The organism is Brevibacillus sp. Leaf182, assembly GCF_001423865.2.
GTDB lineage: Bacteria > Bacillota > Bacilli > Brevibacillales > Brevibacillaceae > Brevibacillus > Brevibacillus brevis_C.
Genome location: NZ_LMPN02000031.1, coordinates 125602 through 141972, shown reverse-complemented (window position 1 = coordinate 141972; position 16371 = coordinate 125602). Strand labels below are relative to the sequence as shown.

Below are 16371 nucleotides of genomic sequence, written 5' to 3'. Positions count from 1 at the left end.
TCTCTCCCCTCGTTACCGCAACTCATTCACCTTTTCCAAATAACGCAAAACAGTGGCAACATAAGTAGCATGCGACCATGTCAGCGGTGCAACGGATACGGGAGCACCTGTATACGGATCGAGCTGTTCGGATAGCACGCCACTTTGTAGAGCATGGCGTACGACCCAGGCCAGTCTGTTCTTTGGCTCTTGGAGTTCATCGAGTGATTTTGCCTTGGCAATTTCCCAATCAGCCACCCATAAGGTGCAAATGATCCATGGATTTCCCGGCACCTTCGCCGTGTCATGTGATTTTTTGAAATAGTAGTCCCCTTGATAGCGAGCAATTCCACCGATCGTGGTATCTACCCGCAAACTCTTTTTGACAGCTTCCATGGTCCGCTCCACTCTCGGATCGTCTACAGAAAACACATCAAGCGCAAACAAGGCGAACAAGCTGCTCTCCACCGTGAAATCTTTTTCGATACTTCCATCTGCTCTTACATAAATCCCACGCAAAAAACGCCCGATTTCAGGGTCGTACAGATGTTTTTCCATTGCCTCACGAATGCGCTCTGCCCCTTCTGCGTAGCGTTTGTACCGCCGATCATCCCCGAACAACTGGGCGAAACGAGCCGCAGCCATTAAGCCTGCGAAAACCGTAGCACTGGTAAACGTAAAAATTCCCCGTCGCTCTTCCCATAAGTCGTAGCTTGGTTTTGGGAGCTGCAGCTCTGGATGGACATACGCCAGCAAAAAGCGAGCTGCCGGACGAACCAGCGTGGGATAGAGCGCCTGGCAGTCTTCAATTTGCTTGCCGCTCTTGTATTGCTCCCAGAGCGCGTACAGCACGAGCGCCGTCTCATCTTCCTGAATCGGGAGCTGAACCTCTCCATCAACAATATACGGATGCCAACTGGAGCCGACAGAACCATCTGGATTGTACTTGTGTAGCAAATACCCGTCCTTATTCAATGCGTCGGCGCAAAATCGGAAAAATGGTGCGACCACTCCCGTATAGCCCGCTTTCGCCATCGCACTCGCAATTAAAGCCCCATCTCTTGGCCACATGTAGCTGTAATGGTCGCGATTGAATTGGAGAATATCCGAGTCATTCGCAGCGAGAATAGCTCCGTTCTGATCAATTTGCGTGCGCACGAGAAGCAAGCTGGTCTTGTACAGATTGACAACCTCTGCCGGAAGATCAGCAAAGTCCCGCTCTTCTTTATTGACCCAACGCTGCCAATACACCGCGACCCGACTGAGCAAACGTTCCGGATCACTTTCAAGTACATACTGGTTCAATACTTTAACATCCTCATACGATTCACCAATGCACATCCAGTAAAAGAGTGCCTTCTCTTCTTGGGGTTGCAGGATGAGGGAAAAAGCGATCGTACTATCTATGGAGCCTTGTGCAATCGGATTTCCGGACAAAAGACCATCCTCCGCGTCCCTCCAGGTCCCCTCCGCATAGTTGAACCGCTTGATCCCGACGCTATATTGATCGATCCCACCTGTATCCGTTTTTCCATTCGCCATAATGTACACATTGCGCTTGTAGTGATAAATGGTGCGCAGGATGGGATCAAAAACAGCGGTATCCCCTACCTCCGTCTCATTCAAGCTGAAATCGTGATTAAAAAACAGCCTGACCTCCCGCACCTCGCTCGTTAAATTCCGAACGCACACCTTTTTCAAATAAATCGGGTCACGCTGATGCACCCCATCTGCAATTTGCAAAGAGATGCCCAGATGTTCATGATGCGCATGAACATCTGTCACCAAAGACTCCTGTCCGTATCCGAGCTTCCGTGTCCAGCCGTCTTCATCCAGCCAGGAAAAACGACCTTGCACCCATATCCCCAGCTTGCTAAAGTGTCCCCCGACATGATTTAGCTGACCGACATACGGAAAATAGAGATCTCGCATGTGCAGCTTGTCATCAAAATTAATCAGCAGTTTTCCGTTCCCGACGACGAGCGGTCTCGGCATGCCTTCACGTCCTTTTCGTTATAGGCTGTCGATCTCTCTCTTTTCGTGATACTGATATTCGGCAATTCGCCTCGCGTAGGAAGAAGCAAGCGTAGCTGCGGTCTCTGCCGTCGCCCCTTGCGAAATCACTTTTACGTGCGAATCCTCTGAATCAGGTAAAATCAGCACCCAGCCGTTCGAATCGTATACCTTGATTCCATCGACGAGCTCCAGCAGCTTGCCTTTGTTTTCTTCCATCACTCTTCGCATGACCTTCCCTTTTGCTGCCCATGGGCAAAAGACAGTCTTTTTCTCCATATGGCAAGCTGGCAACAGATCAAGCAAAACGCTGAGCGGTTTTTCTTCAGAAGCGAGATACGAAAGAATTCTCATGAGGCTGTACACAGCATCAAACATCGGATGAAAGCGCTGCTCGCTCGATACCTCCATCATGGAACGCGGAGAGACCTTGGTGCGTACAACCTCCATTTGCAATAGCTGGGCCATATGCTCCAATTCAATCGGTGCACTCACAGGAAGACCGATACGCCGGTGCTGACCACTGCAAGCCAGCAGTTGCAGAGCCGTGATCTGTTCGTTTGCGAGCTTCTCTCCCTGCTCGGTAAACAAGGTAAATTGCTCGCCATTTTTATCGAGTCGAACCCCTAAATCCGCTCCCTTTTTACGAATACCTTCTTGTATGGAGCTGTAATGGGCGCTGACTCCCAGTGCATGCATGAGTGGCGCAAGAAAAGTCGGAAAAAAACGCTGTTCACAATCGATCAGCAGATGGAAACGCTGACGCTGGATGGACGATACATTCAACTGCTGGACTAAAGCGTGAAGATAAGCTTCTTGTACGTGATGCTCGACTTGCAATGCTCCCAATCGATTCAGGTTGCGAACATACGTCTCTTGCCAGTAAGCATTCTCAATTTTGCGTTCCCTATCTCGAGAAATCGGCAAGCCCGCATGATCGATGAATTGGATGACAATCTCTTTATCATCGACTGGCTCTGCCATATAAATATGAATGCCGCCTTGGCAATCCAAGGAGCGCACGCCGTATCGAGTCAAGGGGGAATTGCCAATCCCGAGATCGACTGTATCAATTCCGGAGGAGCACAAACTCGTCATGATGCTATGCTTCAATAGTTGAGCAAATGGGTGTGCGCATGCCGAGAGCGCAATTTTATCCCCCGCTTGTAATAAGTACGCGTAGGCAGCAGCAAGTCTTGTAACGAATTCGGGCGTGATGTCAACGTTGCCAATGCCCTTGATTCCATGCGTCCCAAACAAATTTTTGGTTTGCTTCGCACCGTAGATGAGCGAGGTGGTGACAGTCGCATTTTCCCCGACTTCCTTATCTGGCCAAATTTTGACCCCTGCCTTTACCACCGACTTCGCTCCAATAAGGCACTGATCTCCAATGACCGCCCCTTCCCCGAGTTGTACGCAATCTGCTATTCGGGTGTTGCGGCAGAGGGTCGTTCCTGTGATCTCTGTTTTTTTCCCAATGACACTATTTTCCCAAATGATCGTCCTAGACAGCTTCGTACCAGAAGAAATCACGGTATTTTTCCCCAGAATGGAATAAGCACCAACCGCAACTCCAGCCTGCAAGTGTACATTTTCACTGATGTAGACAGGGCCTTCCAAACGAACCGATGAATCGATGCGAACATCATTCTCCAAGAAAATGCGCGGTGCGATTTCCTGTGCTTTTATTTCGAGATGCACGCGTCCATCCAGCAAATCAAACTGGGCTTGCTGATAAACCTCCAAAGAGCCAATATCAGACCAATAACCGCTTGCCTCATATCCGAATAGAGGCTTTGCTGCTTGTAAAAAGGACGGAAAAATTTCCTTGCTGAAATCTACTTCCCGCTCTTCTTCTATATAAGACAAGACCTCGGGCTCGCAGACGTATATCCCGGTATTCACCGTATCGCTAAAAACCTCTGCCCAGCTCGGCTTTTCTAAAAAGCGGGTAATGCGTCCGCCCTCATCTGTCATGACAACTCCGAATTCCAGCGGTGTTTCTACACGAGTCAAAATGAGCGTAGCCAATGCGTTATTTTGCTCATGAAAACGTATGGCTGCTGATAAATCGATGTCTGTCAACGTATCCCCACTGATCACGACGAAGCGCTCATCGAGAAAATCTGCGCAGTTTTTCACGCTGCCTGCCGTGCCCAAAGGAATTGTTTCTTCAAAATAGACGAGCGAAACACCATAGCGAGATCCATCACCAAACGTATCGCGGATGACATCAGGCAGATACTGGAGTGTCACTGCTATCTCTGTAATCCCATGCTTTTTCAATAGATCAATCGTGTACTCCATGCAAGGCCGGTTTAAGAGTGGCACCATTGGTTTTGGCGTGTGGCATGTTAACGGACGTAGTCGTGTACCTTTTCCTCCAGCCATGATTACTGCCTTCATCTTCTTTTCTTCCTCCTTCATCGTTGCAATCTATGTTGTCATGCCGATTTCCGCGGGTACGCCAAGTGAACGGTATAGATCCATGGTTTGACCAGCCAAAAGAGTCCAGTTATAAAACTGTTGAACATCTCGCATAGCCGTCTGGGCCAGTTGATGCCGCTGATCAGGGTCGCGTAATAGCCAGCGGAGTTGATTCGTTAGTGATTCCGGGTCGCCTGTGTACATCATGGCGCCGTTTTCGCCATGGCGAACGATCTCCCTCAGCCCTCCCGTATCCGCAACAAGAACTGGCGTACCCAAAGCCATCGCTTCCAGTGCAACAATTCCAAAAGGCTCATACAAGCTCGGGAATACCGCCACATCAGCCAAGGCGAACAGCTCATTTCGCCTTTCGTCGTCTACAAAACCCAAGAAGTGGACTTGCCGAGAAAGTCCCATCTGATGAACCAACTGCTTCCACTCGTCTTGCATCGGTCCTCTGCCAGCTACAAGCAACATCACATGCGGAAACTCATTGCGCAGCCTTGCCATGGCTTCCACCAATAGGTGAACACCTTTTTCCTGAACCAAGCGCCCTATAAAAAAGAGGACCGGTCCACCACCTATCGCCAACTCCTGCCGAAGCTGTTCCCGATTTACATCCGGTAGGGGCATCAGATCGACACCATTGTGAATGACCCGCAATTGGGAGGGTGGTGTTCCAAACAGCCGCATGACTTCCGACTCCATATACTTGCTGCAAACGATCATCGAGTCAGAGCTTTGTGTTAGCGCGCGTTCACACTCATGAATCCTTTGCTGCAACGGTGTATGAATGCCTTGATGCCGACCATGTTCCAAAGCATGAATCGTACTGACGAGCGGAAGAGAGTACCTCTGTTTCAGTTCGATCGCAGCCCAGCCGACAAGCCAATCGTGAGCGTGGATGACATCTGGTCGCACCCCGAGTGCCCAGAGCTGGGAGGTAGCATCGACCATCGCCAAATTTAGTTGAAACACCCATGCCAGAAAGTCAGCTTGTTCGGAGGGTATGTACGTAGGCAAACGGTGTACGTGAACCCCTTCCATCGTCTCATCTATGGAGCATGAATCTGTCGCACGCGTCAGCACATGCACCGCTATTCCTTGCTGGACAAGATGCCTAGCGAGATCGTAGACAGCCCGACCAAGCCCCCCTACCACATGAGGGGGAAATTCCCATGCAAGCATCAACACTGTTTTTGTCGAAGATTGATCTTGCGTAGCCGCTACCAATTGATGCGATACGTTCACTCTATGCGTTTGTTTAGGCAAATAGAACGTGATATCCAAGTCAGGAAAGACCGGAAAGGCAGCTTCTGCTTGTGTAATTGCTTCTTCATCCAGTTGATGCTCTTGATACATTGCCAAGAGAGCCCGCATGCGAACCAAATGGTCATGAACGCGTTGCACTGCATACCGGGTGACCGTTTGACCGTCTAAAATAAACGCCCAATCACTGCTTTGGGCCAGCATCAATTCGCGTGCAGCCTGCTTGAGGCACCGTAAAGAAAGCTGATCTTCTTTTTGCTCAGAAAAGGTCGTAATCGCTCCGATCAGTTCCCGCTCTGCTTGATGCAGATGCCTGTATATCCAGCCATTGTTCTCGTTCAGCCAGACTTCTCCGTAGCCATTTCTTCCCCATGTAGACATAGGCAAGTGACCGCGATCCTGCTCTGGATACTTCTCCAAATATTCTGATGGTGTCATTAATTTCACTTCTTTTGAATCACAAACCGTTTTCCGTATGAGGTCATCCAAAAACTGCGGACCCTCGAACCACCAATGCCCAAACAGCTCCGCATCATAAGTGGCGACGACCAACGGCATACGATCCATCCAGTGACTGGCTTCTACCACTTGACGCTCTCGGTGATACAGGAAGTGTCCCGCATGTGACGCTGCTTTTTCCCGCGCCCAGCTTGGCTCATACCAGTCTTTATCCCCTTCTTTGCCGGTGATCCGATAGTATTTCAAACCAGTACGCACCCGAATGCCATCAGGATGGATGTACGGCTCGATGTAGCTCATCTCCCTTTCAAATCCGATATCCCGGTAGTATTCACGATAGTCATAGTCCCCTGGATATCCATCGCTCGAGCTCCATACCTGGCGAGAAGCTTCTTCATCTCGGGCAAAGGCAACTACATCATGCGGCGTGAACAAGGGAGCGAACCCCCCTCTGCGAGGTAAAGGCGTCGCATGCTCTATCGTGTGACTGTCTACAAAGAAATACCGAAGCCCCACCTCTTTCAGCAAGCGATCCAATCCAGGTGTATACCCGCACTCTGGCAGCCAAATTCCCTTCGGACGCCTTCCTAGAATCCGCTCGTGTGTATTGATACCCACCTGAAGCTGTGCTCGAATCGCCTCTTCTGTTTCCACATAGGGCAAAAAGGAGTGTGTGGCTGCGCAAGTGATGAGTTCGAGGCATCCACTATCCGCGATATGCCTAAAGGCCTTGATTAGTTGAAAATCCCACTTGCGGCAATAGGCAATGATGCTTCGAAAACGATCCACGTACATTTTGGCGATACGGTGTTCTTGGGGTTGACCTGCGGTTCGTTTGACTTCCTTCCCGGCCAATTCAACGGTCTTCGCTAGATGTGTGCGAAAGCGTGTCACGATCAGATCATCATCTAGCATGGAAAGTAATGTCGGAGAAAGAGCAAGGGTCATACGGAAAGCGATGCCGTCTGAGAGGAGCTTGTCGAAAACCATGAGCAAGGGAAGATAGCATTCCAGCATGGCTTCATACACCCAGCTCTCTTCCAGGCGATCGTCCCGATCCCCGTGTCGGACATAAGGCTGATGGGCATGCAACACGAGGGAGAGATAACCTTTGTGCACAAATGACACCTCACTTATTGGATGTTTTGGTATACAACGAGTAGGAGGAAAAGTTCTCAAACCAGGAGGGTGTAGCTGGATCGTGGACAGGCTCAACTAACGGCTCCCCCCAGCTAGCTTTTGAATTTTGCGGGGTAACTACCGTTTCCGAGCGTAAAATCGGACAAAACCGATTGTGTTCATATAAACCAAAATCAACAATGTATGTACGTCCTGGCTCTACATCTTTCACGTACCAGGAATGAGCCTCTTCATGTACAAGCACATCTCGGACGGAATGCGCATTTTTCCCATCAAATAACCGTTCCGTTACATCATACAAACGCAAGCCCTTCTGGATGTGACGATAATCGGCTTGCAGGTACGATGCGACCATTCTCATGCGCGGCCAAGTGATCTCCCAATAGATAAATAACACAGTCGGTCCTTGTGTCATGACTTTGACAATGTCCCGACCATAAAACGCAGGCAATTGCCATTCTAATTCTGTTCTAGCGGGAGGTGGTGTCACTGGCTTCGCACGGTCTTTTTGCAGGAGATACTTCACTTGACCGATCGTTAAACCACACTCTTTGGCAATTTGTGTAATGGACATGGATCGTGAACGCAGTTCGAGAATTTTTTCCAGCATCTTCTAGCACTCCCCTCCGCCAATTTCACCTATCTGTGCTTTCCCAATGTCAATCATAGCCAATGCTGCTAACAAAGACTGTCGAATGCTGGATGCACATCCCTTCTTCTTTTGTCGATCAACAATCAGGTTTTCGTCATAGGCAAACAAAAGTCGCTCTCCTTTCATTCTTACAAAGCTACTTCTCTAGACATTCTTTTCTTTTTGTTAAATAGGAAAAAAGAGCCATATTCCCTCATCTTTTGTTTTATTTGTAAGGATTTTCATGTTGGATACCGATACTATAAAATATTCACTTCTACTGCCAAAAAGACTGAAAAGGAGTCATACAAGAAATGAATCATTCATGGATTAGCATGGTAACAGCAGGATCAATTGCAATTTCAACGGTAGCGGCAGGCTTGCCACTAGCAGCTCAAGCCAAAAGCACGCTGCCAAGCCCCTCTCAAGAGCCCAATGATTCGCAGCTTGGTCATACACCGGTTCAGGAAAACATGTCGAAGAGTCAGTTGCGCCAAGCAGCCAAACAGGAGAAGTACAGCATCTCGCATCTGAAAACATTGGACAATTCAGAGCTTGTTGAATTGTTGAAGGAAATCAGTTGGACGCAAATCCCTGAGCTGTTTACTTACAACGACGACACCCAGGAATTTTATGAGGATCGGGAGCGTGTTCAGGCCATCATCGATGCCTTGCAAGAAAGTGGTAAGAACTTTACCAAGAATGACGAGCAAGGCATACATACATATGTAGAGGTTTTGCGTTCGGGTTATTACTTGGGGTATTACAATGATGAATTAAACTATTTGATGGAGCCAAAGTATAAGCAAAAGATTATTCCAGCACTTCAAGCAATAACTACCAATCCCAATTTCACCATAGGTACAAAGACTCAAAATGAAATCATCAGTTCTACGGGAAAATTAATCAGCAACACGACTGTTGATTCTGAGACAATCGGCCTTCTGTCAAAAGTAATGGAGGACTTTAACGACAATCGGGATAAATGGTCAGATGATCGCGAAGCAAGCGAGGCCTTTTACAGCGTCCTCCAAGGTGTTGGCTATGTTCTGATTTGGGGAGTCGCTGATTCAGAAAAAGATGAGCTGGAAAGCAACATCGATGCATTTCTCGACCCTATTTTTGACATGGCGGAAAATGGTGAGACTTCCGCTGATCACGTATGGTTAACGAACAATGCCTTGTATTACACAGGGAAATTGGGAAGCTACTACAGTGATCCAGACAAAGCCAATGACATATTGACGAAAGCGATGAAAACTTATAAAAAGTGGAGCGAGCCATACTTCACTGCCGCGCAACAAATCGCGGAAACATATGGTAAGGATGCCAATGGTAAAAAAATCGACCTCGAGGAAATGAAAAAAGAAGGGAAAAAGCATTATCTTCCACAGCAATTTACTTTTGATGACGGAGCGGTTGTGTTCAAAACGGGAGATAAGCTAACAGAAGAACAGGTTGAGCGCTTGTATTGGGCATCTAAGGAAGTGAAGGCACAATTTCATCGGGTAATCGGTAATGACAAGGAGCTTGAGAGCGGTAATCCGGATGATGTACTGACCATTGTCATTTACAATACGCCTGATGAATATAAAATGAATCGCTTCTTGTACGGATACGACACAGATAATGGTGGTATCTACATTGAAGGTACAGGTACTTTTTTCACCTACGATCGGACAAAAGAACAAAGCATCTACAGTCTGGAAGAGCTGTTCCGTCATGAATTCGTCCACTATTTGCAAGGCAGATATGAAGTGCCGGGCATGTGGGGACAGGGAGAGATTTATGAAAACAGCCGCTTGCCTTGGTATGAAGAAGGCGGAGCTGAGTTTTTCGCAGGTGCTACCCGAACAGAAGGAATCAAGCCTCGCCAATCAGTTGTAGGCAATATCCGAAATGCATCGCCTTATCTCGATTACACAGCAGCCGATATGATGCGTGCCAAATACGGAACCCTGGCATTCTACGACTATTCATTCGCGCTTCAGTACCATCTGTTCAAGAATGATTTTGCTCGTCTGGATAAAATCAATGATACGATCCGTTCCAATGATGTATCTGCTTATGATGACTTGATCGAAGATTTCAGCCGTGATCGTGCTCTTGAACGTGGCTATCAAGAAACTTTAGAAGAATTGATCGACCAATATGAAGAGTTGGATGTCCCTCTCGTTTCAGATCATTACTTACAAAAAGTGGCCGTGACGAACAAAGAAGAGGTTTATCGTCAAATCGCAGAGGTTGCTGCTCTGACCGATGTAAAAACAGATGAAAAAGACTCTGGAGAATTCCGCAGCTTCACGTTGCGTGGGGTCTATACGGGAGGAGCTTCCCAGGGGGAATATCAGGATTGGCAAGAAATGAACCGCCTCACAGATGGATTCCTCAAGGAGCTATCGGATCTTTCCTGGAATGGCTATGACACGGTTACGAGCTACTTCACCAATTATCGTACGACAAAAGATGGACGCTTTGCCTATGATGTCGTGTTCCACGGGAAGCTGGCTCAAGAAGATGGCTCCGAAACGGAACAGCCAAATCCAAATCCTGAGGAATCGTCTATTTCATTAGGTAAGCCGATCACCGGTATCATCCATCCACAAAAACCGAATCAGGAGTTCCGTCTCGATGTGAAATCAGCCCAACAGCTTCAAGTAGAGATGGAAACGAAGCAAGAGGATGGCGTGGCGTGGCTTGTATTCCATGAGTCCGATAGAGAGAACTACATCTCCTATCCCACCAAGCGTGAAGGTAACAAGCTGATCGGATCATTTGATGCGAAACCGGGGACTTACTATGTGACTGCTTATACGTATCGTACAGAGCAAGAGGACCAACCGTTTACGTTATTGGTCACGGGTGAAGATCGCCCGCAAAAGCAACTCTATCAAGAAAACGAGAGCAATGATTCTCCTGAGCAAGCAAATGGTCCATTGCCGATAGGTACGACTGTTTCAGGTGACATGAAAGGAAACGACTGGCAAGATATCTTTGCCTTCCAAGTAGATAAGCCAGAAGAAATACGTATTTCTCTGAACCCTCAGCAGGGACAAGGTGTGACTTGGATGCTATTCCACGAGGGAAATCAAGATCAGCCTGTAGCGTACCCGCAAGAGATAGAGGGAAATCTGCAAAGTGCCCATTATCAAGTAATGCCTGGCCGTTACTACTTGTATGTGTACAAATACCAAAATGAAGACGTGGTGTATACGGTAGAGACCAAGCAGCGCTAATTTGTAAAACAAAACCACCCCCAAACGAGCTGCAAAAATCGTTTGGGGGTGGTTCGTTTCTCTCCTGTTTTTTACAGTTATCTGCGCTTTGTAATTCGCCCAGAGCCCCCTACCTTCGTTCGTGGAGGCGATTTACTTTTCGGCGGGGAAAAGCTCGAGCGTTTGGATGAGACAGATCCACTCGACTTCGACGATTGTCCGCTGGAGGAACGAATAATTTTACCTGAACTACCGCTGGAAGATGACTCCGCCTGCTTCTTGAAAAGGCTGCCGTCAGAGCCTACCGTACCATCCGTGTTCTTCGCATTACTCCGTTTGAAAATACTACCCGTACCCTCTTTGGTGATCGGCGGAGCAACTTTTTTGTCCTCGATTGTGGGCACGCGATACGTTCCGGAAGGCTTGTAAATGTCCTTGCTAGAGTAGCCACGATAGCTGCCCTTTGTACTTTTCTTGAGCCCGTCGAACAAATCATCCAGTACGCTGGCTACAATGTATCCCTGCAAAAACGAAGAATCGTAGTTTTGCCGGACGTACTCTTTGCTGTCGACCTCGATCAACGTATCCGTCGGCTTGGCAGCGTCTTGCTGCAAATGGTAGATCTCGTCCGGATAAATGAGGAACATATGCTGCGGATCTTCTTTGGAGATTTCATCTGGCGTATTCTGCTCCGCCAGCTCCAAGGCTACTTCCGGTACCGTCTTGTCTTCCGCACGATAGATGCGTGAAGACTGTCCATTGTCCTTGGTTGAGACAGATTCAAGCGGATATGTCTCGCCAACCGCAGGGCTGCCACAACCCGCTAGCGTAAGGAGGAACAACGCCGGAATCAGCAGGAGCTTGATTGATTTCATCCATGGATTTGGCATGTACTTGTCCCTCCTCTCTATGTGCCGCGCAGTACCTGCACATCCGCTGGCAGAACACTTTCTCCCTCATAGAGCATGAAACGGCCATCCTGCCACTCGATTCGCAGCAATTGGCGCTGATCCGATTGGAATTGCCAGATGTACTGCTCCCCTGAAGTGTGAAACGGCGCTTTCCCCACAGTATGGACGGAGCCATTATATTGCTCCTCCAAATGGTAGGTGACGTCGTCCATCTCAATTGTGGTCGGTACTTCGTCTATTGAATCCAGTCGTCCATCAATCACGCTATACAGATGATAGACAATCTTCTCCCGTTCCTCGATGTACAGGTAGCGAATAGTCGTTCCATCCTGCAACGTGAGCATCGTGGCTTTGCGACTCGCATTACTCGCCTTCCCGATTACTTGATAGGTAACAAGCGATACATCGACCACATCACCCGGTCCCACCGTCAGGATGCTCTTCTCCGGTGCAGGAGGCTCATGCTTGGCAAAAATGTTTTGGATTCGCTTCATCAAACTCATGCTGTACTCCCTTCCCTTTCACGTCTTACAGACATGCAGCCAAAATCAAGGCACCCACGAGATGGAATGAACCAGCCATCATGGCATGTGCCACTTTTCCTTCCTGCGTCCCTTTTTCCAGGTCCAGTCCGGCCACTTGCTTTAACAGCCATTCCACGATTCTCTCCAAAAGGAACAGGATGATAAATGAGAGCACAGAAACGAGCAGCGCTGTCCACAATAGGTTGGAGGTAATGATAGATTGCGATAAGATATATCCTTGCGCAAACAGCTTCATGACAAAACGCGTCGTGACCGCGATGTTTCCATTTTTGATTTCGGTGATGTCCTTGTATTTCGTAAACAATGAATCGATCCACATCAAAACAAAAAGCAAAACGCCGCCGGCTCCTGTCCAAACCAGCATCCCTAGTATTTCTGTCCACGTCAAAGCGAATCACTCCACTTTCGTCAAGGTGTGTAAGGTCTGAAAAAAAGGGAAACCGCTTGAAGCGGTTTACCCCTCATATTTTTTCATCAGAGCAGCCAGTTCGTCCTCAACGGCTTGATCCTTATTCAGCTTCGCAATCTCATCATCTAAAGAGCTCTGTTTTTTGTAAATCTCGCCGCTGGCTTCTGCTTCTGCTTCCATTTGCAGTGCTTTTTCTTCCATGCGTTTCAAGCCAGACATAGCCGAGTTCGTGTCGAAGCCACCCATCGCCTGATTGATCGTCTTTTGTGCTTTGGCTGCATTGACGCGGGCAACTAATGTTTCACGCTTGTTTTTCAGCTCGGTAATCTGTTTTTTCATTTCAGCCAGCTTCTCGCGCAATCCGTCGGCTGCCAGCTTGTTTTTCTCGTAGCTGTCCTTGTATTCGTTCATTTTCTGCTCGGCGGATTTCTTTTCTTCCAGAGCTCGGCGAGCCAGATCGATATTCTGAGCTTGTGCTGCAATATGAGCTTGCTCATCACGCTTTTTCACCAAGGCTTCCTGTTCTTCGTACAGCACTTTAAATTTCTTTTCCAAAGCAATTTGGGCGGCAACCGCTTTTTCTGCTTCATTCAAGTCTTCTTGCATATCACGCAAATACTGGTCTGTCATTTTGATTGGGTCTTCTGCTTTCTCAATCAAAGCGTACAAATTGGACATGGTCAAATCACGCAGTCTTTTAAAAATGGACATGGATTATTCCTCCTTAGGTACGTGCTAGGTAGTTCGGCCTAAATGTGCCGCCTCCGTTATACCTGTATTTACGATGGTTACGCAAGTAAGTTTCATAAATTTATTTTTTTTATTAGCTACATTCCTACTCGAAAGTAAGTTCGCCCGATTCTACACTTTTCAAGATAAGCTTTGCTTGAAATGGTGTCCCGTCCTGACGTTCAAGCTTCATTTTGCCCGTTTTGCCTTTTTCAATGAGTGCTTTAATCTGTGTATCCGTCAGCATACGTCCATAATTCTCTTTCCATATGACGAATTTACAGCCCACGTTGTAATTCGAACAACCGTAACCTTTGCGTCCCATGAAAATGGAGCCTCCGCAACCCGGTCGTGGACATTTGGTGATGATACTCGAAGTTGTACTCGCGGTTTTTGCTACCGTTCGAGTTGAAGCCTTTGTTGTGGCATTCCTGCCACCTGATCTGCCTGTACTTCGCTCGCCAGCTCGTCCTTTTGTTTTCGAAGCTCCTTTTCGAGTCGTACCCTCACTCTCAAACAAGGTCTTCTCAGCACGAGATTGTACGCGAACCTTTTCCACGATCATCGTAGCGAATTTCTTCACATTCTCCATAAATTGCCCGTCAGAGGCGGTCCCTCGGGAGATCTCATTCAAGCGTCGCTCCCAATGCCCCGTCATTTCAGGAGAGGTCAATAGTTCGATACCTGCTCCCCTAATCAATTCGATAACGGTACGCCCTTTTTGGGTAAGTTGAACCCTTTTCCCCTGCATTTCAACGTATCCGACCTTTTTCAGTCGTTCGATGGTAGCGGCACGAGTTGCCGGGGTTCCCAGACCCGATTCTTTCATCGCATCACGCAGTTCCTCGTCCTCGATTTGCTTGCCTGCGCTTTCCATGGCCTTTAGAAGCGTCCCTTCCGTAAAATGCTTGGGAGGCTGGGTTTCTTTCTCCTTTACCATCGCATCCGAGCATACTACGCTGGCATCAGGTTGAATGATAAAAGGCTCGTTCACTTCAATCTCTTCTTTATCCTCTTCTTCTTTAGCCGCACCTTTCCCATTCTTGGGCTTTTCCTTTTGCTGATCGGCATAAATAATCTTCCAACCAAGACTTTTCCGTTCTTTCACCGACGTTTTGAACTTTTCATTTTCCACATCGGTTATGACCGTATGCATCTTATATTCAGCCGGCGGATAAAACTGTGACAGAAAGCGGCGAACGATCAAATCGTATAACTTCTGCTCATCTGGCGTAAGCCCTGAAGCCTTACGATTTGTCGGCAGGATGGCATGGTGGTCGTCTACTTTTGCTGGATTGCATATAAATTTGTTGCCTTTATGAACCAAACTACGGTTTGCACCCTTTACCAAATCGTCATATCCAGTACCTTGCAAGGACGACAGGGTGTTGTGCATTTCGGGAATATTTTGCTCTGTCACATAGTTGGAATTCGTCCGCGGATAAGAAATCACTTTGTGTTTTTCATAGAGTGCCTGTGCTATATCCAAGGTTTTCTTGGCGGAAAAACCGTACTTGCCATTGGCCTCACGTTGCAGCAATGTCAGGTCATACAACTTGAAAGGATACTCCTTCGTATCCTTTACTTCGTAGGATGCGATCCGCCCTTGTTTTCCTTTCACTTTACGAGCCAACATTTCTGCTTTGGATGAATCGGTTAAGCGATCCCCTTGCCAAAGACCCTTGTACGTCCTCTCCCCCTGTGAAAAATGCCCTTCCACTTGAAAAAACGTAACCGAGGAGAAAGCCTCAATCTGTTTCTGTCGATCATAAATGAGAGCAAGAACAGGGGTCTGTACTCGTCCGACAGAAAGGAGCACGTTATGTTTGGTCGTAAAGGCACGTGAGCCATTCATCCCGATTAGCCAATCAGCTTCACTACGAGCTTTTGCTGCTCTTGTTAAGTTTTCATAGGCTGCGGCATCCTTCATCTCCGCAAATCCTTTCCTGATCGTTTCAGGTGTCAAGTCCGAGATCCACAGTCTTTTAACGGGGTGGCTCAATTTTAGATGTCGCTGAATGAGCGAAAAGATGTGTTGACCTTCCCGCCCGGCATCGCATGCATTAATCAGCAGATTACTTCGTTTGGCCAACTGCCCGATCATTTTTAGCTGATCGAATGTTTTCCGATTGGGCACCAGCTTAAATGGATCGGGAATGATAGGAAGATCATTGATGTTCCACTTTTTATATTTTTGGTCGTACGCCTCCGGTTCCGCCAGTTCAATTAAGTGCCCGATTGCCCACGTAATAATGTATTTTTCACCTTCTAAATAGGTGCGGTGATTTTTCGCTTTAGGATCTATTGCGGCGGCAATATTTCGTCCCATGTCAGGTTTCTCCGCAATAATGAGTGTCTTCACCTGGTTATCGCTCCTTTAAAAAAACTCTCAAAGCAAATGTATCGAATACATGCTTCTTTGAAAACCCTATCAAAATATTAATTAGTACTCGACAAATATATTTTTTATCTGTGAAAATATTATTATATCCTATAAAAATAAAGACTGACTGCAAGTTTATTTAGCTAGTTAACAGGATAATGCTTTAACAATTCTTCCATCGAAGTAATAAGATATTGATGAAGCTTTTCGGGCCGTTTCGTGTTGATATGGCCCATTTATTTTATCGTGCGGATTTGACAA

11 protein-coding genes are annotated in these 16371 nt (G+C 47.5%); 1 reads left to right on the top strand and 10 read right to left on the bottom strand.

The window, feature by feature from the left end:
- Positions 1 to 12: 12 nt before the first annotated feature.
- From ASG16_RS22120 to ASG16_RS31000, 5 genes are read right to left on the bottom strand one after another with little or no spacing between them, the layout of a single operon-like run.
- Positions 13 to 1974: a glycoside hydrolase family 15 protein gene (locus tag ASG16_RS22120; protein ID WP_056486144.1), complete on the bottom strand. Its 1962-nt coding sequence runs from the start codon at positions 1972 to 1974 to the stop codon at positions 13 to 15.
- An 18-nt stretch (positions 1975 to 1992) separates the two neighbouring features.
- A complete protein-coding gene (locus ASG16_RS22115) occupies positions 1993 to 4398 on the bottom strand; it encodes a sugar phosphate nucleotidyltransferase (RefSeq protein WP_056486141.1) in 2406 nt (801 codons plus the stop codon).
- A gap of 30 nt (positions 4399 to 4428) precedes the next feature.
- On the bottom strand, positions 4429 to 7266 hold the full coding sequence (locus tag ASG16_RS22110) for a 1,4-alpha-glucan branching protein domain-containing protein (protein ID WP_056486139.1): 2838 nt from the start codon (positions 7264 to 7266) through the stop codon (positions 4429 to 4431).
- A 10-nt stretch (positions 7267 to 7276) separates the two neighbouring features.
- Positions 7277 to 7897 carry a DUF4912 domain-containing protein gene (locus ASG16_RS22105; protein WP_056486136.1) on the bottom strand — a complete coding sequence of 207 codons (621 nt, stop codon included), beginning with the start codon at positions 7895 to 7897 and terminating at the stop codon, positions 7277 to 7279.
- Between the two features lie 3 nt (positions 7898 to 7900).
- On the bottom strand, positions 7901 to 8047 hold the full coding sequence (locus ASG16_RS31000; RefSeq protein ID WP_198674254.1) for a hypothetical protein: 147 nt from the start codon (positions 8045 to 8047) through the stop codon (positions 7901 to 7903).
- Positions 8048 to 8232: 185 nt separating this feature from the next.
- Between ASG16_RS31000 and ASG16_RS22100 the strand changes: the two genes are divergently transcribed.
- Positions 8233 to 11154: a collagenase gene (locus ASG16_RS22100; RefSeq protein ID WP_056486132.1), complete on the top strand. Its 2922-nt coding sequence runs from the start codon at positions 8233 to 8235 to the stop codon at positions 11152 to 11154.
- Between the two features lie 77 nt (positions 11155 to 11231).
- Here ASG16_RS22100 and ASG16_RS22095 read toward each other — a convergent pair whose 3' ends face one another.
- From ASG16_RS22095 to ASG16_RS22075, 5 genes are all read right to left on the bottom strand, one after another.
- Positions 11232 to 12023: a DUF4247 domain-containing protein gene (locus ASG16_RS22095; RefSeq protein WP_048033707.1), complete on the bottom strand. Its 792-nt coding sequence runs from the start codon at positions 12021 to 12023 to the stop codon at positions 11232 to 11234.
- 17 nt (positions 12024 to 12040) lie between these two features.
- A complete protein-coding gene (locus ASG16_RS22090; protein WP_048033708.1) occupies positions 12041 to 12547 on the bottom strand; it encodes a DUF4178 domain-containing protein in 507 nt (168 codons plus the stop codon).
- Between the two features lie 25 nt (positions 12548 to 12572).
- Positions 12573 to 12977, bottom strand: coding sequence for a DUF350 domain-containing protein (locus ASG16_RS22085; protein WP_048033709.1), 405 nt, complete (start codon positions 12975 to 12977; stop codon positions 12573 to 12575).
- Positions 12978 to 13043: 66 nt separating this feature from the next.
- Positions 13044 to 13709, bottom strand: coding sequence for a PspA/IM30 family protein (locus ASG16_RS22080; protein WP_056486129.1), 666 nt, complete (start codon positions 13707 to 13709; stop codon positions 13044 to 13046).
- A 124-nt stretch (positions 13710 to 13833) separates the two neighbouring features.
- On the bottom strand, positions 13834 to 16089 hold the full coding sequence (locus ASG16_RS22075) for a type IA DNA topoisomerase (RefSeq protein WP_056486126.1): 2256 nt from the start codon (positions 16087 to 16089) through the stop codon (positions 13834 to 13836).
- Positions 16090 to 16371 lie beyond the last annotated feature (282 nt).

Excerpts from the sequence above, each read along its gene's own strand:
- ASG16_RS22090 (WP_048033708.1), bottom strand. The coding sequence starts at position 12,547 with ATGAGTTTGATGAAGCGAATCCAAAACATTTTTGCCAAGCATGAGCCT.
- ASG16_RS22105 (WP_056486136.1), bottom strand. The coding sequence starts at position 7,897 with ATGCTGGAAAAAATTCTCGAACTGCGTTCACGATCCATGTCCATTACA.
- ASG16_RS22100 (WP_056486132.1), top strand. The coding sequence starts at position 8,233 with ATGAATCATTCATGGATTAGCATGGTAACAGCAGGATCAATTGCAATT.
- ASG16_RS22095 (WP_048033707.1), bottom strand. The coding sequence starts at position 12,023 with ATGCCAAATCCATGGATGAAATCAATCAAGCTCCTGCTGATTCCGGCG.
- ASG16_RS22120 (WP_056486144.1), bottom strand. The coding sequence starts at position 1,974 with ATGCCGAGACCGCTCGTCGTCGGGAACGGAAAACTGCTGATTAATTTT.
- ASG16_RS22080 (WP_056486129.1), bottom strand. The coding sequence starts at position 13,709 with ATGTCCATTTTTAAAAGACTGCGTGATTTGACCATGTCCAATTTGTAC.
- ASG16_RS22115 (WP_056486141.1), bottom strand. The coding sequence starts at position 4,398 with ATGAAGGCAGTAATCATGGCTGGAGGAAAAGGTACACGACTACGTCCG.